This is a genomic window from Actinoplanes sp. NPDC023801 (genome assembly GCF_040639655.1).
In the GTDB taxonomy this organism is placed as follows: domain Bacteria; phylum Actinomycetota; class Actinomycetes; order Mycobacteriales; family Micromonosporaceae; genus Actinoplanes.
The window spans coordinates 13,691-28,843 of sequence record NZ_JBFAAI010000030.1; the positions used below are offsets into that span (position 1 = coordinate 13,691).

The 15,153-nt window shown below is 71.1% G+C and carries 19 protein-coding genes; 14 read left to right on the top strand and 5 right to left on the bottom strand.

Annotation, left to right across the window (positions count from 1 at the left end; genetic code table 11):
• Positions 1 to 60: 60 nt before the first annotated feature.
• Positions 61 to 876, top strand: coding sequence for an SAM-dependent methyltransferase (locus tag AB0G04_RS35850; protein ID WP_360992289.1), 816 nt, complete (start codon positions 61 to 63; stop codon positions 874 to 876).
• 5 nt (positions 877 to 881) lie between these two features.
• On the opposite strand, the gene AB0G04_RS35855 is transcribed toward AB0G04_RS35850, so the two are convergent.
• Positions 882 to 2,306 (bottom strand): FAD-dependent monooxygenase, encoded by a 1,425-nt coding sequence (locus tag AB0G04_RS35855; RefSeq protein ID WP_360992292.1) that lies wholly within the window; start codon positions 2,304 to 2,306, stop codon positions 882 to 884.
• A 106-nt stretch (positions 2,307 to 2,412) separates the two neighbouring features.
• On the opposite strand from AB0G04_RS35855, the gene AB0G04_RS35860 reads away from it, so the two are divergent.
• Positions 2,413 to 3,744, top strand: coding sequence for a PQQ-binding-like beta-propeller repeat protein (locus AB0G04_RS35860; RefSeq protein ID WP_360992294.1), 1,332 nt, complete (start codon positions 2,413 to 2,415; stop codon positions 3,742 to 3,744).
• 114 nt (positions 3,745 to 3,858) lie between these two features.
• On the top strand, positions 3,859 to 4,857 hold the full coding sequence (locus tag AB0G04_RS35865; RefSeq protein ID WP_360992297.1) for an SDR family NAD(P)-dependent oxidoreductase: 999 nt from the start codon (positions 3,859 to 3,861) through the stop codon (positions 4,855 to 4,857).
• On the opposite strand, the gene AB0G04_RS35870 is transcribed toward AB0G04_RS35865, so the two are convergent.
• Positions 4,796 to 5,164 carry a DUF2203 domain-containing protein gene (locus AB0G04_RS35870; RefSeq protein WP_360992300.1) on the bottom strand — a complete coding sequence of 123 codons (369 nt, stop codon included), beginning with the start codon at positions 5,162 to 5,164 and terminating at the stop codon, positions 4,796 to 4,798. The genes AB0G04_RS35865 and AB0G04_RS35870 overlap by 62 nt on opposite strands.
• A 130-nt stretch (positions 5,165 to 5,294) precedes the next feature.
• Here AB0G04_RS35870 and AB0G04_RS35875 point away from each other — a divergent pair, with 130 nt between their 5' ends.
• From AB0G04_RS35875 to AB0G04_RS35910, 8 genes are all read left to right on the top strand, one after another.
• Positions 5,295 to 6,956, top strand: a complete 1,662-nt coding sequence (locus AB0G04_RS35875) for a DUF2079 domain-containing protein (RefSeq protein WP_360992303.1) — start codon at positions 5,295 to 5,297, stop codon at positions 6,954 to 6,956.
• Positions 6,957 to 7,019: 63 nt separating this feature from the next.
• The gene (locus AB0G04_RS35880) at positions 7,020 to 8,579 is read left to right on the top strand and encodes an AAA family ATPase (RefSeq protein ID WP_360992306.1); all 1,560 of its coding nucleotides are present in this window, start codon (positions 7,020 to 7,022) and stop codon (positions 8,577 to 8,579) included.
• Between the two features lie 21 nt (positions 8,580 to 8,600).
• Positions 8,601 to 9,032, top strand: a complete 432-nt coding sequence (locus AB0G04_RS35885) for a hypothetical protein (protein ID WP_360992519.1) — start codon at positions 8,601 to 8,603, stop codon at positions 9,030 to 9,032.
• Positions 9,029 to 9,247 carry a DUF2997 domain-containing protein gene (locus AB0G04_RS35890; RefSeq protein ID WP_360992309.1) on the top strand — a complete coding sequence of 73 codons (219 nt, stop codon included), beginning with the start codon at positions 9,029 to 9,031 and terminating at the stop codon, positions 9,245 to 9,247. Before AB0G04_RS35885 ends, AB0G04_RS35890 begins: the two co-directional genes overlap by 4 nt.
• A gap of 55 nt (positions 9,248 to 9,302) precedes the next feature.
• Positions 9,303 to 10,034, top strand: a complete 732-nt coding sequence (locus AB0G04_RS35895; RefSeq protein WP_360992312.1) for a helix-hairpin-helix domain-containing protein — start codon at positions 9,303 to 9,305, stop codon at positions 10,032 to 10,034.
• Positions 10,027 to 10,404 carry a 4Fe-4S cluster-binding domain-containing protein gene (locus AB0G04_RS35900; protein ID WP_360992315.1) on the top strand — a complete coding sequence of 126 codons (378 nt, stop codon included), beginning with the start codon at positions 10,027 to 10,029 and terminating at the stop codon, positions 10,402 to 10,404. Before AB0G04_RS35895 ends, AB0G04_RS35900 begins: the two co-directional genes overlap by 8 nt.
• A gap of 73 nt (positions 10,405 to 10,477) precedes the next feature.
• Positions 10,478 to 11,044, top strand: coding sequence for a GNAT family protein (locus tag AB0G04_RS35905; RefSeq protein WP_360992317.1), 567 nt, complete (start codon positions 10,478 to 10,480; stop codon positions 11,042 to 11,044).
• A 9-nt stretch (positions 11,045 to 11,053) separates the two neighbouring features.
• Positions 11,054 to 11,551 (top strand): hypothetical protein, encoded by a 498-nt coding sequence (locus AB0G04_RS35910; protein WP_360992320.1) that lies wholly within the window; start codon positions 11,054 to 11,056, stop codon positions 11,549 to 11,551.
• Between the two features lie 6 nt (positions 11,552 to 11,557).
• On the opposite strand, the gene AB0G04_RS35915 is transcribed toward AB0G04_RS35910, so the two are convergent.
• Positions 11,558 to 11,944: a VOC family protein gene (locus AB0G04_RS35915; RefSeq protein ID WP_360992523.1), complete on the bottom strand. Its 387-nt coding sequence runs from the start codon at positions 11,942 to 11,944 to the stop codon at positions 11,558 to 11,560.
• A gap of 87 nt (positions 11,945 to 12,031) precedes the next feature.
• Here AB0G04_RS35915 and AB0G04_RS35920 point away from each other — a divergent pair, with 87 nt between their 5' ends.
• From AB0G04_RS35920 to AB0G04_RS35930, 3 genes are all read left to right on the top strand, one after another.
• A complete protein-coding gene (locus AB0G04_RS35920; RefSeq protein ID WP_360992323.1) occupies positions 12,032 to 12,904 on the top strand; it encodes an alpha/beta hydrolase in 873 nt (290 codons plus the stop codon).
• A gap of 121 nt (positions 12,905 to 13,025) precedes the next feature.
• Positions 13,026 to 13,268 (top strand): hypothetical protein, encoded by a 243-nt coding sequence (locus tag AB0G04_RS35925; protein WP_360992326.1) that lies wholly within the window; start codon positions 13,026 to 13,028, stop codon positions 13,266 to 13,268.
• Between the two features lie 5 nt (positions 13,269 to 13,273).
• The gene (locus tag AB0G04_RS35930; protein WP_360992328.1) at positions 13,274 to 13,417 is read left to right on the top strand and encodes a hypothetical protein; all 144 of its coding nucleotides are present in this window, start codon (positions 13,274 to 13,276) and stop codon (positions 13,415 to 13,417) included.
• A 16-nt stretch (positions 13,418 to 13,433) separates the two neighbouring features.
• Here the strand turns inward: AB0G04_RS35930 and AB0G04_RS35935 are convergent, their stop codons facing one another.
• Positions 13,434 to 14,258, bottom strand: coding sequence for a TIGR03619 family F420-dependent LLM class oxidoreductase (locus tag AB0G04_RS35935; protein ID WP_360992331.1), 825 nt, complete (start codon positions 14,256 to 14,258; stop codon positions 13,434 to 13,436).
• A 50-nt stretch (positions 14,259 to 14,308) separates the two neighbouring features.
• The gene (locus tag AB0G04_RS35940) at positions 14,309 to 14,968 is read right to left on the bottom strand and encodes a hypothetical protein (RefSeq protein ID WP_360992333.1); all 660 of its coding nucleotides are present in this window, start codon (positions 14,966 to 14,968) and stop codon (positions 14,309 to 14,311) included.
• Positions 14,969 to 15,153: the final 185 nt, after the last annotated feature.

The following is a 15,153-nucleotide window of genomic DNA, read 5'->3' on the forward strand; positions in this document are numbered from 1 at the left end:
AACAGGTGACCGGATCTCGTAGACTCTGCCGCCTCAGTCACGGACGACAGGGAGACATCGGTGAGTACCGACAGCCCGGACCTCGCGGCCCGCCTCGACATGACCAAGCCGCACCCCGCGCGACGGTACGACTACTGGCTCGGCGGCAAGGACAACTTCCAGGCCGACCGGGACGCGGCCGAGGCGATCGCCGCGGTCTTCCCGCACATCCGCACCGCCGCACGGGAGAACCGGGCCTTCATGCAGCGGGCCGTGCGCTTCCTCGCCGCCGAGGAGGGTGTGCGGCAGTTCCTGGACATCGGCACCGGGCTGCCGACCGCGGACAACGTGCACGAGGTGGCGCAGCGGATCGCCCCCGAGTCGCGGATCGTTTACGTCGACAACGATCCGCTGGTGCTCGTGCACGCGCGGGCCCTGCTGAACAGCTCCCCGGAGGGCGCCACCGCCTACATCGACGCCGACGCGAGGAAGCCGGAGACGATCCTCGACGACCCGGCACTGCGCAGCACCCTCGACTTCTCGGAACCGATCGCCCTGCTGATGGTCGCGGTGCTGCACTTCGTCGAGAACCACGAGGATCCGTACGAGATCGTGCGCCGGCTGGTCTCCGCACTCCCCACCGGTAGTTTCCTGGTGCTGTCGCACGCCACGTTCGACCCGCTGGACCCGGAGACGATCGCGGCCATGAACGCGGTCAACAGGGAGATCAAGCCGGTCTTCTCGCCCCGCACTCTCGCGGAGGTCTCCCGGTTCTTCGACGGCCTGGACGTGCTCGAGCCGGGCATCGTCTCGGTCTCCGACTGGCGGCCGCAGCCCGGGCCCCGCCCCACCCCGGCCGAGGCCACGGGTTACGGGGCGGTCGCCCGGACGTCGTAAGGCTCTCAGGCGCGGGCGCCGCGGGCCAGCACCCGCAGCAGGAAACCGGGGCTGCCCAGCGCGCTCGGATGGGCGAGCATCGTGGTGACCTGGCCGAGCCGCTGACTGACCGTGTGGTCACGCATCGAGGCCTTGAAAATCAGGCCGCTGGCCCACTGCAGAAGCCGGTACCCGCGCGGGTACGGGCCGTCGACGTGCGGCAGGGCCAGGTCGGCCATGGTGGAGATCTGCCAGGCGGCGTCGACCACGACCTTCACGTCGGCGAAGTACGAGTGGGCCGGCCGGTCCAGGCGGGGATCGCCGCGCAGGTACTTCGACAGGCACGACGCGTGCAACATCGCGGAGGTCATGCCCTGGCCGTACACCGGGTTGAAGGAAGCGACCGCATCACCGGCGGCGACCAGCCGGGCCGGGAATCGGCGCAGCCGATGGAAGTCGCGCCGGCGGCTGTCCGCCTGGTGATAGGTGACTACCTCACCGGCCGGCTCGGCACCCGTCGCGACGGCACCGAACTCGGCGGGGAAGTCCTGCACGCACCGCCGGCGGAACTCGTCGGCGGTGCGGCCGGGCCGGTCGTCGGCGTAACCGGACACCAGCACCGTCCAGCGGCCACCCTCGATCGGGGTGAACCCGCCGATCCGTGCGGTCCGGCCGGGCCCCGGATTGGCGACCGAGATGCACGTCCACACGTCGGCCTGCTCCGGCCGGTGGAACAGCGCGGTCGCGTAGTTCAGTTTGATCGCCATGCGCTGCATCGGTGGCCGGACGAAGCCGCCGGCCTCCAGCCAGTCGCTGAGCCGGCTCGATCGGCCGGTGGCGTCCACGACGAAGTCCGCCCGCTCCTCGACCGGCGCCGCGGAGCCGTCCGCGACGAACCGGACACCGGTCACGGCGCCGCCCTCCAGCAGCAGGCCTTCGGCCCGGCCCTTCGCGGTACGCACATTCGCGCGCCCGAGCACACGGCTGCGGATCAGGGCCTCCAGGAACGGCCGGCTGGAGATGAGAGCCTGTGCCGCGGGACCGGACGGCGGCTCGTCGCGGAGTTCACCGTCCATGTAGAACCGGTTCGTGCCGGGCGGCGGGTTCACGGCGCCGGCTTTGAGCGCCTCCTCGGTGAACCCGGGGAACCAGCGTTCCAGCTGGATCTGGCCGGACGGCAGCAGCGCGTGCACCTGGCTGCCCTGCGGCACGCCGGGCCGCGGACCGATCGCCGTGACGGGATCGGCGGCGATCCGGTCGTCCGGGATCACGCACGCCGCCTGGTCGTCGCGGTCGATGATCAGGACCTCGTCGGCGTGGTCGCTGAGGACGCGGGCCGCCATCAGCCCGGCGACACTGCCGCCGAGAACGATCGCGCGGCGGAAGAGGACCTTGGTGTCGGTCGGCGGCTCGGATGCCGAGACCGCGGCGAAACGACCAGCTGCAGACATGTGCGCCCCCGTGGCTGTTAGGAACCCTGACGATATCCAATGATCGAAAAGTACAGCTGTCCCGCCGCGGGCGCAGGGGTTCGACGGCGGGCGATATGGTGATGCCGTGCCGGCGAATCGGGCTTCTCTGTGGGCGTTGGCGGTCATCGTCGTCAGCATGGTGGTCGGGGCCGGAGCCGTCGCACTGACAGTCGGCGGGCCGGATCACCGGGATACCGATCAGATCGGCCCGGACGGCGACGGCGGCACGGTCGCCTGGACCATCGACACGAGGAACGGGACCCGGGACGCGTGGGTGGTCGGTGGCACGGCCGTGATCCTGGACGGCGAGTCGCTCCTCGGCCTGAACGCCGCGGACGGTGCCCGGCGCTGGCAGCTGCCCTATCCGGGTGACGACATCACGCTCACGGTGGCCGGCGGCATGGCGGTGGTGCAGCGCGGTCCGGACGGCCCGGTCGACGTCATCGAGCCGGCCACCGGACGCGTCGCCTGGTCCACGAAGGATCCGGCTCTCATGGTCGCCCGCCAGGACGCGCTGTACCTGGACTCCTGCCCGGACCGGCGGGAACCGGCCGGCAGCTGCGTCACCAGCGGACGCCGCGTCACCGACGGCACGACGCTCTGGTCGGCGACGAACCCGGGCTTCTCCCTGCGCAGCGATGTGATCGGCGGGCGACGTCCACTGGCGCCGGCCGCCACGGCGTACCTGCCGGTCACCACCTCCTCCGGCGGCGCGCTGCTGGACACCGCCTCAGGGCGCGTGCTTCCGGGGCGCGTCGAGGCGGCCGGCTGGTATCTGGTGGCGGCCGGGGACACGGTCGCCGCCACCTATCACGACCCGCCGCGGGGCGATCAGAACTGCACCGTCACGGTCGACGCGGTCCGGGCCCGTACCGGCAAGCCGGCCTGGAAAGGCACGCTGCACAGCGGCCGCCGCGCGGACGGCGAATGTCACAAGCGGCTCAGCGAGGGCTGGTCCGGCACCGTCATGCTCGGTTCCGGCACCGACGTGGCCGCGGTGACCCGGAACGGTCGTACCACCCTGACCGATCTGACCACCGGCAAGGTTCGGTGGACCACCGACGAGCCCGGCGTGCCGATCGCCGGGGACGATCGGCATCTGCTGGTACGCGACAACGCCGAGACCGGCCCGGTGTCACTGCTCGACATGACCGACGGACGCCGGCTCTGGACCGCACCGGACCCCGGCCTGCCCGGCACGTCGGCCAGCTGGGAGTCAGCCGTGGCCGGCAAGCTGGTCGCGGTGATGGGCGCCACCGGCGACCGGCCGTACGTGCTGGTCTTCGACGCGACGACCGGAAAGCAGCTGGCCCGCCGCGGCGGCTGGCTCACCGCCCTCGGCGACGACTGGGTCATGGTGTCGACCGGGGCGGGCGCGAAGGCCGGCCACCTCAAACAGCACATGCTGACCTTCTGACGGTTCCACGCCGGCGTGGAACGACGGGCGAACTATCCGACCGTCACCGGAGGAGTGATCGCCGCGTCGGGGGGTAGAGCCTCACCCGAGTCGAGCCGCTTCTGGGGAGGTCTGATGGTCCGGCAAGCAACCTTCCGTCACGCGGTGGTGGTGGTCACCGGCGCGTCGAGCGGGGTCGGGCGCGCCACCGCTCTGGCGTTCGCCGCCGAGGGCGCGTGCCTGGTCCTCGCCTCGCGTGGCGCGGAGGCGCTCGCGGAGGTGGAACGCGACTGCCGGGCCCAGGGTGCGCAGGTGCTCGTCGTGCCGACCGACATCGCGGATCCGGAGGCAGTCGAGCGCCTGGCCAAGTCGGCGGTCCAGCGGTACGGGCGGATCGACATCTGGATCGAGGCGGCGGCCGTCGGCATCGTCGGGCAGCTGGGCTCGGAGTCGGTCGACGAGATCCGCCGCCTGATCGACACCAACGTGCTGGGCACCACACTGTGCGCCCGCGCCGCGCTGACGACCTTCCGGGCGCAGGGGCGGGGGACTCTCGTACTCGTCGGATCGTTGTTGTCCCTGTTCCCGAACCCGATGGTGCCGCTCTACTCGATGAGCAAGTTCGCGGTCCGGGGGCTGGCGCTGAACCTTCAGCGGGCGGTCGCCCGGGAGCCGCGGATCCGGGTCGGCCTGGTGCTGCCGGGGCCGGTGGACACGCCGTTCTTCGTGCGGGCCGCCAATCACTCGGGCCGCACGCTTCGAGCCATCCCGCCCGCGTACGCGCCGGAACGTGTCGCCGCCAAGATCCTCGCCGTGGCCCGGCGCCCGCGCCGGCAGGCCACCGCGGGACTGGTCTCGCACCTGGGACTGGTCGCCCACCGCATCGCACCCGCCACCACCGAGAACGTGGTCGCCTGGTGGAGCGCGAAGTTCGTGACCGGTCCGGACGCCGCCGCGCCCGGGTCCGGGTCGTTGTTCGATCCGCCGGCCGACGGCGAGGTGCACGGCGGCTATCGCCGGGGCCGGACCCGCCGCCGCCTCGGCGAGTGGCTGGGCGCGCCGGCGGCCGCCCTCACCGCTCCGGGAGGGGCCGGCGGCCGGCGAAGCCCAGATCGGCCCGGTGGTACCAGGTGATGTCGGTGTCGCCCTCGAGCCAGCACAGCAGCACGTCCACGCCGTCGAGGGTGGCCGGGAAGTCCAGCAGCAGCGGGGCCATGCCCTTGAGCTCGGCGCCGGTCTCCTGAACGGTGGTCATCAGCTCGTTGAGGCGGGCCTCGACGGCCTTGCGTTCCGGCAGGCCACCCAGCTCGGTCGGTGCGCCGCCGGGGACGAGGGCGGCGGAGAGTTCCACCATGTCGGCCCGGAGCGTGATGATCTCGGCGAGGATCGGGCGGAGGCGGGCCAGTTCGGCGCGGGCCTCCGGCAGCGTGAACAGGCCCATACCGCAGAGTCTGTCATCCGCCGGGAACCGGCCCGGCAGTGGTCCGCCTGGTGCGGAGGCCGATGGTCCGCTGGTGCGCCCACCCGGCCCATGTCCGTGATCACCAGGTGATCGACTAGGTTGTGCGTCCGTGTTGGTGAGAGTGCGGGACGTCGCGATCCGGACCCTTCTGTCCCCGGCCGGGTGGATAGTCGGGATCGCGATCTTCCTCTACTCGAAGTGGGCCAAGGCCCAGTACGACGCCCTGACCGTCGGCGCGTGCGATCTGGGCATCTTCTACCAGGCGGTGCAGGGCTGGGCGAACGGTGGCTGGCCGATGGTCCCGATCAAGGGATACGTCCAGCTCGGCGACCACTTCTCCCCCGCGTTCGCGCTGCTCTCGCCGCTCGTCTGGATCCATGACGAGGCGATCACCCTGGTGTACGCCCAGATCGTGCTGATCTGCCTGTCCGGCATCCCGATCTACCACATCTTCCGGCGCCGCTACGGCATCCTCGTCGGCTCCGGGATGCTCGTCGCCTATCTCGCGAGCCATGCCGTCCTCGGTACCGTCGCGTTCCCCGTGCACGAGGTCATGTTCGGTGCGTTGTTCCTGGCCTGGGGCCTGGAACGGATGCTCGCCGGCAAGTGGACGCAGGCAACGATCCTGTTCGCGGCGCTGATCACCGTCAAGGAGGACGGCGGCCTGCTGTGTGTGCTGCTCGGGCTGTACGCGCTGTTCAACCGGCGGTGGCGGCACGGCGCGTTCCTGATCGGCTGGGGCGTCGTGTGGTTCGTGGTGACGCTCAAGTTCATCATCCCGAACCTCAACCCGGGCGGCTTCACCTACGCCAAGGACTACCAGGCGAGCCTGCACGCGGACGGACTGTTCGCGGGTATCCCGTACATGCTGAGCCACCCGATGGAGATCCTCGGGCTGATGACCGACCAGCCGGCGAAGGTGGACACCTGGCAACAGCTGCTCATCCCGGTCGGGTTCGCGGCACTGGCGTCACCGCTGGCGCTGCTCATCGTGCCGATCATGCTGAGCCGGATGCTGTCGTCACGGGAGACGCAGTGGTCGTCGGACCTGTACTACGACATGCCGCTCATGCCGATCCTGTTCGCGGCGGCCGCCGACGGCTTCCGGCGGATCGGCAGCCTCGTCGACCGGGCCCGCGGTCTTGGCCCGGACCCCGACCCCCAGTTGCCGCCCCGCCGCCCCACGGCCGGGAACACGGCCACCGCCGGCACCGGCGAACCGCCCGAACCGACGGCCACCGACAGCACCGGCGAACCGGCCGAGCCGACGGCCACCGCGGACGAGCCGGCCGCGCCGCGGGGACGGCGCCCCTGGTGGAACCCGCGGACCGCCACGGTGCTGGCCGCCGTCGCGGCGCCGCTGTTCGTCTGGTTCGCCGTCCAGGACGCCCGCGACCACAAGATCGTGCAGTGGTACCAGGGCACCGCGCCCGAGTTCAACAACGTGGGCATCGTCGGTGAGGCGCCCGAGGCCCTCTCCCGCATTCCCCGGGACGTGACGGTACGGGCCACCAACAACCTGCTCATCCCGCTGCTGCCGACCAACGAGGTCACCCTGATCGGCTCCAACGTCGACAAGGGCGACTGGGCGATCATCGACAACTGGAACCCGAGCTGCCCGATCGGCCGCAAGGAACTGCCGCAGATCAAGGCGCAACTGGACCGGATGGGCTTCCGCCAGATCTACGTCAGCCCGTCCAAGCGCCTCGTGGTCCTGCAGCGCACCGCCCCGGCCGTCCAGCCGATCCGCGGAACCGGCACCGCCAGTTGACCGTCGACGACGACGAACCGCGCGGCGGGCCGTCCTCCAACGCACTGTGAGGGGAGCCGACAGGTGGACAGGCCGTTCGCGGAGACGTTCGCGCAGCTGCTGAAGGCGCAGTTCCCGCTGCTGCACCTGGAGACATACGAGGAGCAGCGCGCCCTGCACCGCATCGGCGCGGTCGCCGGCCACCCCGATCTGGTGCGGATCCCCCGCGCGGTGTGGTCGTGGACGCTCACCGGCGGCCTGGTCCCGCCCGGCGGGGAGGCCCGGCCCGGGACCCAACGGGCGACCGACGCGCTGCGGGCCGTGCAGCGCCTCGAGGAGCCGGCCGTGTTCGTGTTCCAGGACCTGCACCCGCACTTCCAGGACGCGGAGGTGGTCAGGTTGCTGCGGGACATCGCCGAGGCCTTCCGCACCGGACGGCATCCGCGCACCCTGGTGCTGATGTCGCCGACGGCTCAGCTGCCGACGGAACTGGCCAAGGACGTCACCATGGTCGACTTCCCACTGCCGGGCCCGGACGAGCGGCGGAGCCTGCTGGACGCCATGATCCGGTCGAACACGGCGAACGGGCGGCTCCGGGTCGGCCTCGACGCCTCCGGCCTGGAACGGTTCGCGGCCGCGGCGGCGGGGCTTACCGTACGGGAGGCGGAGGACGCGTTCGCCCGCGCCATGGTGAACAGTCCCGTTCTGGACCTGGCCGGGCTGGACGTCGTTCATGAGGTGAAGCGTCAGATCGTACGAAAGTCGGGTCTGCTCGACTTCGTTTCCGCGGACGTCGTCCTCGACGACGTCGGCGGCCTGGAGAAACTGAAGTCCTGGCTGGTCAAACGTAACGGATCGTGGCTGGCTGACGCCGCCGACTACGGGTTGCCGGCGCCACGCGGCGTGCTGATCACGGGTGTGCCGGGATGCGGCAAGTCGCTGACCGCCAAGGCGATGGCCGCCGCCTGGAACGTTCCGCTGCTGCGCTTCGACATCGGCAAGGTCTTCTCCGGCCTGGTCGGATCGAGCGAGCACAACATGCGGACCACCCTGCGCGTGGCGGAGGCCATGGCCCCGTGCGTGCTGTGGATCGACGAGATCGAGAAGGGTTTCGCGGGTGCCTCCGGCGGTGACTCCGGGACCAGCACCCGGGTGTTCGGCACGTTCCTGACCTGGATGCAGGAGAAACGGCTTCCGGTGTTCGTGGCCGCGACCGCCAACGACTCGCAGGTGCTGCCGGCCGAAGTGCTCCGCAAAGGACGGTTCGACGAGACGTTCTTCGTCGACCTGCCGAGCCGCACCGAGCGGATCGCGGTGTGGCGGGTGCATCTGCGGCGTGCCATGCGTCACCCCCGGGCCGCCGGTTCGCTGCAGCTGGCGATCGGTGACGACATGCTCACCGAGCTTGCCGGGCTGACCGACGGCTACACCGGCGCCGAGATCGAGCAGGCAGTCGTCTCGGCGCTGTTCGACGCGTACTCGGAGCGGCGTGCGCTGCGCCGCGACGATCTGGTCCGCGCGGTGATGAGCATCGTCCCGTTGAGCGTCACCCAGGCGGAGCGGATCAGTGCGCTGCGTGACTGGGCCCGCGTGCGTGCCGTCTCTGCCAGCGGTGACGAGAACTGGGGTTTGACCGAACGATAGGGTGCCGGGGTGAGCGTGACGATGCTTCTGGTGCCACTGGCGATGGCGGGCGCCGCGGCGGTGAAAGCCGTGGCCGACCGGCGGGCCGACGGCGTCTGCCGCGTCGCCACCCGCATGCGCGACGTCACCCTGCTGGCCGGTGCGTTACGCGACACCGGCGCGGCCACCGAGACGGACGGCGAGCGGATCACCGCGACGTGGGCGGACTTCTCCGCGGTCTTCTCCCGCGATGCCGACGGCATCTGGTCGGCCCACTTCGACGGTACGGACGAGCAGCGCGCGATCGCGACGGTGTCGGAGGTCGACACCGCCTACGGACGGCTCGTTCAGCGGACCGTCCTGGAACGGCTGCGGGAACAGGCACCGGCGGCCGGGCTGCGCCTGACGTCCGAGACCGTCGACGACACCGACGCCGTACACCTGGTGTTCGAGGTGGAACGGGAGCGGTCGTGAGTGACCGTCCCCGCATAGTCGTCACCGTCAACCGCGACGGCACCGTGACCGCCGAGACCGTCGACATCCGCGGTGAACGCTGCCTCGACTACATCACCCTGCTGGAGGACCTGGTCGGCGGCCGGGTCGAGGACAGCGCCTACACGTCCGACTACACGCGGGAGACGCAGAGCGAGTGGCAACAGCAGGTGAATCGTGACGTGGACCCCGCCTGACCGCGGCTATTACCAGAACCCACCGGCGCCGCCGCCGCGGACAATGTCGTGGAAGATGGCGAACAGCGCCTGGCTGCTCGCCCCGATCCTGAGTTTCGGCTGCCTCGGCGTGGCCGGGTTCCTCTACGTCGGGCTGCGGGCCCGCCGCCCGGCCTGGTGGATCGCCGGAATCTGTTACAGCGCCGTCGGCAGCCTGTGCCTGTACTGGAGCTCCCTGTTCCCGCAGGACTCCGGCGTCGGCTCGCTGTTCGCGCTGCTCTGGGTGCTGGTCTGGGTCGTGTCGGTGGCGCACGGGGCCGCGATCAACAGCTCCTGGCTGCACTGGCTGGCCGCGCGCCAGGCGCCGCGGCCGGTGCCGTGGACCTACCCGCCCGCGCACGCGCCGGCCCCGATGCCGCCCCAGGTCCAGCCGATCGTGCCGACGCCGTACCAGTACTACGCCTCGCCCGCGGTGCCGCCCCCGCCGCCGCCGGACCCCGATCCGTCCATGCCGCCGCCCTCCGACCCGTGGGCCAGCCCGCCGGAACACCCGGAGACGCTGCTCGACGTCAATACGGCCGCCCCCGAGGACTTCGCCACCCTGCCGGTGATCGCCCCCGAGCAGGCGGCCCGCGCGCTCGCCGCACGCCAGGCCGGCAACGGTTTCGGCAGTGTGCACGAGTTCGCGGCGGCCGCCGGCCTGGCCCCGCACCAGCTGGCCGCCGTCCGGGACCGGCTCACCTGCGGCCCGCCCGCCGCTCCCGGGCCGGACCGCGACGAACCGTACGGCCGCATCGTCGATGTCTGAGCCGCTGGTGCGCGTCGCCCGGTTCCTGGAGCGGACCACCGCCGAAGGTCCGGGCGAACGCACCGCGATCTGGGTCCAGGGCTGCTCGATCCGCTGCCCCGGCTGCTTCAACCCGCACCTGTTCGGCAGCCGCGGCGGCACCCTGACCAGTCCGGACGACCTGGTGAGACGGGTGCTGGCGGCCGGTTCGGCCAACCAGGAATTCGTCCACCTGACCGACCGGCTGCGCGACGTCATCGCTCCGGACCGTCTCGAGGCGACCGTGACCGCCGGCGGAACCGTGGCCGTCAACGGCTGGGCGAGCCCGGAGTCGCTCGACGCCCTGCTCGCCGAGCTCCCTCACCGCCGGAGCAGACACCAGGCGTGGTGAACGGCCGTCCCGCCGGGCGGCACGCTGATCAAATCGTTTGCCTCCCATGGCGGGAGAACGGGACGATCAGCGGATGTCCGATTTTGCGGTCAAGCCGGTGCTCACCGGGCAACTCGTTGTCCTGCGGCCGTTCGTCGACGCCGATGTGCCGGTGTTCCTGGAGGCGGTGGCCGATCCGGAAGTCGCGCGGCTGACCGGCAGCCCGCCCGGCGACGGCCCCGGCGAGGAGCGGACCAGGGAGTGGTACGGCAGTCGCAACGCGCAGGACGACCGCCTGGACCTGGCGGTCGTCGACCGGGACAGCGGGGCCTGTGTGGGTGAGGTCGTCCTCAACGAGTGGGATCCGTCCAACGGCAGCTGCAATTTCCGGACCCTGCTGGTCGCGGCCGGGCGCAATCGCGGGCTCGGCACCGAGGCGATCCGGCTGATCATCGGTCACGGATTCGAGCAGCTCGGGCTGCATCGGATCTCGCTCGAGGTCTACTCGCACAACCCGCGCGCCCGGCGGGCGTACGAGAAAGTGGGTTTCGTCGCCGAAGGCGTGTTGCGTCAGGTGCTCCGCGACGGTGACGCGTGGGTCGATGCGACGGTCATGTCGATTCTCGCTCCGGAGTGGGCCGTCCATCGGGGCCGTCCCTAGACTGCCGGTGTGCGGATGGGCCGAAGGGTACGCGTCGCTGTCATCGGAGCCGTCTCGATGGTCGTCATCGGTCTGGCGGTGGTCGTCGGTGCTCGCTGGCTGACTGCCGGGCAGGCGGTCGGCATCGCCCCGCCGCCGGGTGCCTCAGAGCAACTGCCGGACGGCTCCTACGAGATCGTCGTCGACCTCCGATCCAGCGAGCTCCACTACGACCTGCGCAGTGATCGCGGTCCGGCCACCGTGGACAGTTACGCCATGCCGCCCGCCACCACCTGGGAACAGGCACGCGCAGCGGTCGCCGGGCAGCTCGACGGCTGGAGGCAGGCCGGCGACTGCCCGGACAGCGGCCGGCAGCGCACCTGGTGCACCTGGACCGAACCGGCACGGCTGTGGCCACGTCGGGTCCGGATCGTCTTCCTGCGCCAGCCGACCACGGTGGAGGATCGGGCGACCTGGCCGGACAACACGTTTCTGGTGATCGGTTCCGGACCCGGCGGCAGCGCCTGACCGCGGTCACCGGATCTTCGAGACGATCTCCACGAGGTTGCCGTCGGGATCCTGCAGCAGAGCGGCACGGTTGCCGTTGCCGGAGTCGTGCGGTGGCCGCACGACCGGCACGCCGGCGGAGACGAGCCGCTCGAACGCCGGGTCGACGTCGACGGCCCAGATGACCAGCACCATGCTCGGACGGCCGGGTTCCGGATCGGCACCGTGCAACCGCCGTGCCGCCTCCACGGTGCCGAGCCCGACGGTGAAACCGCCGAGTCGCAGCTCGACGTGCGAGGGCACATCATCGCTGGGGGTCCGGAAGATCTCCTCAAAGCCGAGCAGGTCACGGTAGAAGCGGATGCCCGCCTCGATGTCACGGGTGCAGAGATTCACCAGCGCCGCCTCGAACATGCGTTTCACCCTAGATCATGATGTGCCGGGTCACATGTTTCCCCACCCGGCCGGAGGTGGTTCGGCCGCGCACCGTACGGGTAGCCGATGTCGATGTTCGAAGATTTCCGGTTGGAACATGTGAACGTCGGTGAGGTCACGCTCCGGGTCCGGTACGGCGGGTCGGGATCGCCCGTCGTGCTGCTGCACGGTCACCCGCGCACCCACACCACCTGGCACGAGGTCGCACCGCGGCTCGCCGGTTCGCACTTCGTGGTGACACCCGACCTGCGCGGGTACGGCGGGTCGACGCTACCGCCCGACGAACCGGACCATTCCCAGTCCAGCAAACGGGCGATGGCACAGGATGTCGTACGGCTGATGGCAGCTCTCGGGCACGACCGGTTCGCCGTCGTGGGCCACGACCGCGGGTCGCTTGCCGCGTTCCGTACCGCGATGGACCACCCCGCGGCGGTGTCGCAGCTGGTCGTGATGGACGGTCTCCCGGTCGTCGAGCATCTCGAACGCACCGACGCCGTGTTCGCGCGGGCCTGGTGGCACTGGTGGTTCCTCGGCCAGACCGACAAGCCCGCGGAACGGGTGATCTGCGCCGATCCGGCCGCGTGGTACCGCACCCCCGGTCCCGCCGAGATGGGCGCCGGTAATCACGCCGACGTGTGGACGGCGCTGCGGAACCCGGCCGTGGTGCACGGCATGTGCGAGGACTACCGGGCCGGTCTCGGGATCGACCGCGAACACGACGAGGCCGACCGGGCGGCCGGACGCCGGGTCCGCTGCCCGGTGATGCTGCTCGAGTCCGCCGACGACGACCTGGACATCCACGGTGATCCGGCCGCCATCTGGGCGCCGTGGCTCACCACACCGCTGCGGCACCGGGTCATCGCGAGCGGGCATCACCAGGCCGAGGAGGCGCCGGGCCCGGTGGCGGACGCGATTCTGGACTTCCTGGCGGCCGGCTGACCCACGTACCAGCGCGTCGGGTCTCCCTCGTTTAGACGCGGCGATCGGTGGCATTCCCTTGATGGTGGAACGACGGATCAGATCTCACGGCGGGACGACGGATGCGGCAGGGGGAACAGCGGTGAACGGCACCCGCCGGTACGGGGCCGAGATCGTCCCGGACGACCTGCGGGTGCGCTGGCAGGCGCTCGACGGGACCGGCCCGCACGGCGACGCCCGGGTCGAGGACGGTCCGGCCGGCGGCAGCGTGCTGCATGCCGAGGTCACCATGCCGGAGGCCGACGAGACGACCGTCCAGGAACTGCTGGACGAGGCCATGCGCAATCTGCAGCGCGATGTCAGCGACAACTTCAACGCGGGGTGAGGACCATGAGCGACGTGTCGCAACAACAGCCGGAACCGGCGGACCACGACGAGGTCCCGGAGGATGCCGTGGACACCGCCAACGACCCGGATCCGGTGCACGGCTCCGACGTCACGGACGACGCGGGAGCGCCGGAACCCACCGACTGAACGCGTCAGCGGCTCGTCAGACCCGGCCGGCCAGGTTCTCACCGACGGAGGCGATCACACCTTCGACCGCGTCGTCGTCGATGCCTTCGAGCTCGATGATGAGCCGGTCCACGCCCAGGTCGGCGTATCTGCGGGCGGTGTCGGCATCGGGCGGGCCGGGCGGGGTGAGGGTGATCTCCAACTCGCCGAAGCCCGCCGGCCGCTGCTCACGCTTCGCGGTCTCGGCCAGCGCACGCAGTGCCTGCCTTGTCTCCTCGACGTCCAGACCCCAGCCGTACCAGCCGCTGCCCTGCCGGACGGCCCGGCGGTACGCGGCGGGCGAGTGGCCTCCGACCACGATCGGCGGGTGCGGGCGCTGAACCGGCGACGGATGCTGAACGACGCCGTCGAACGACACGAACCGGCCGGTGAACGAGGGCGCGGCCTCCCACAGCGCGCGCATCGCGGCCAGGTACTCGTCGGTCCGGGCACCCCGCTCGGCAAGCGTCACGCCCATCGCGTTCAGCTCCGGTTCGACATAGCCGGCCCCGACGGCGACGGTCAGCCGGCCACCGGACAGCACGTCCAGTGAGGTGAGCTGCTTGGCCAGCAGGACCGGCTGGCGCTGCGGCAGCACGATCAGGCCGACCCCGAGGCGGACCCGGCTGGTCACGGCCGCCAGGTACGTCAACGCTAGCATGGCCTCGAGGCGGGGCGGGTTGCCTTCCCCGGCGGGGAGCGCGATGTGGTCGCCGACCCACAGCGACTCGAAGCCCGCCTCCTCGGCCAGCCCGGCCCGCCGGACCAGGACGCCGGGGTCGACGTTGCGGTCGCGGTGCAGCCCGTACAGCCCGAATTTCATCTGCCCGGCCACCTCCGCGTCAGCATCGTCCGATCAGCACAGTACGGGGGCTAAGCCACCCACCACCACCCGTCGCCGACTTCGCGTCGCGGATAGCCGAAGTCACCGCTGGCGGTGGTGACGGTCGTCTGCGCGGTGGGCGGTTCGGCGAAATAGGCGAGGCCGGTCCCCGACTCGGCTCGCCAGTTCTGCCACAGCTGCACGAAGAGCGCGGTCGGCCCGGCGTAGGCGATTCCGGACGGGGACAGGGAACGCAGGCTCGGCGGCAGGACGAGCTTGCCGTCCAGGCGGCCCGCGCGGTACTCCCGGGCCAGTTCGGCGAGGGCGGTGCGGTGGGCCCGGTACCGGTGATCGATGTAGTCGCCGTCCGAGTTCTGCCGGGTGGCCACCACAACGGCGGTGGCCGCGAGCACCAGACTGACCAGGGCGACCCCCCAGGAACGTCGCACGCAGGCAGTCAGGATGGCCGTGATCGACACCAGCGAGGCCAGGAGCGAGGCGGCGAGCAGGATCGACACACCGCCGTAGAACCCGCCGAGGGAGGGGTTCTGGGCACGCAGGACGAGCGGGATCAGCAACAGCCAACCGGCACAGCTGATGGCGATGTGGAGCAGGCCACGACGGCTCCACACCGGCGTTCCCGGTTCGGCGCGCGCCGGCGGGGACGCCTCTTCCTCCTGGCTGTCGATCGAGTCCCACAGGAATGTCATCTGGCCCTCCGCGATCGGCTGCGGGCAGTTCCCTGAGCTCGTCGGCCCGGACGGCTGGCGATGATCCCGGCCGCTGCGGCCGGATGTGCACTTCGAGATCGTGCGCCCATGGCCGCCGGGTGCGGAAGCCCTTTCACGAAAGCTCCACACGAGCTCCCCGGCCCCTGCACCGGGTCCGGCCGCTC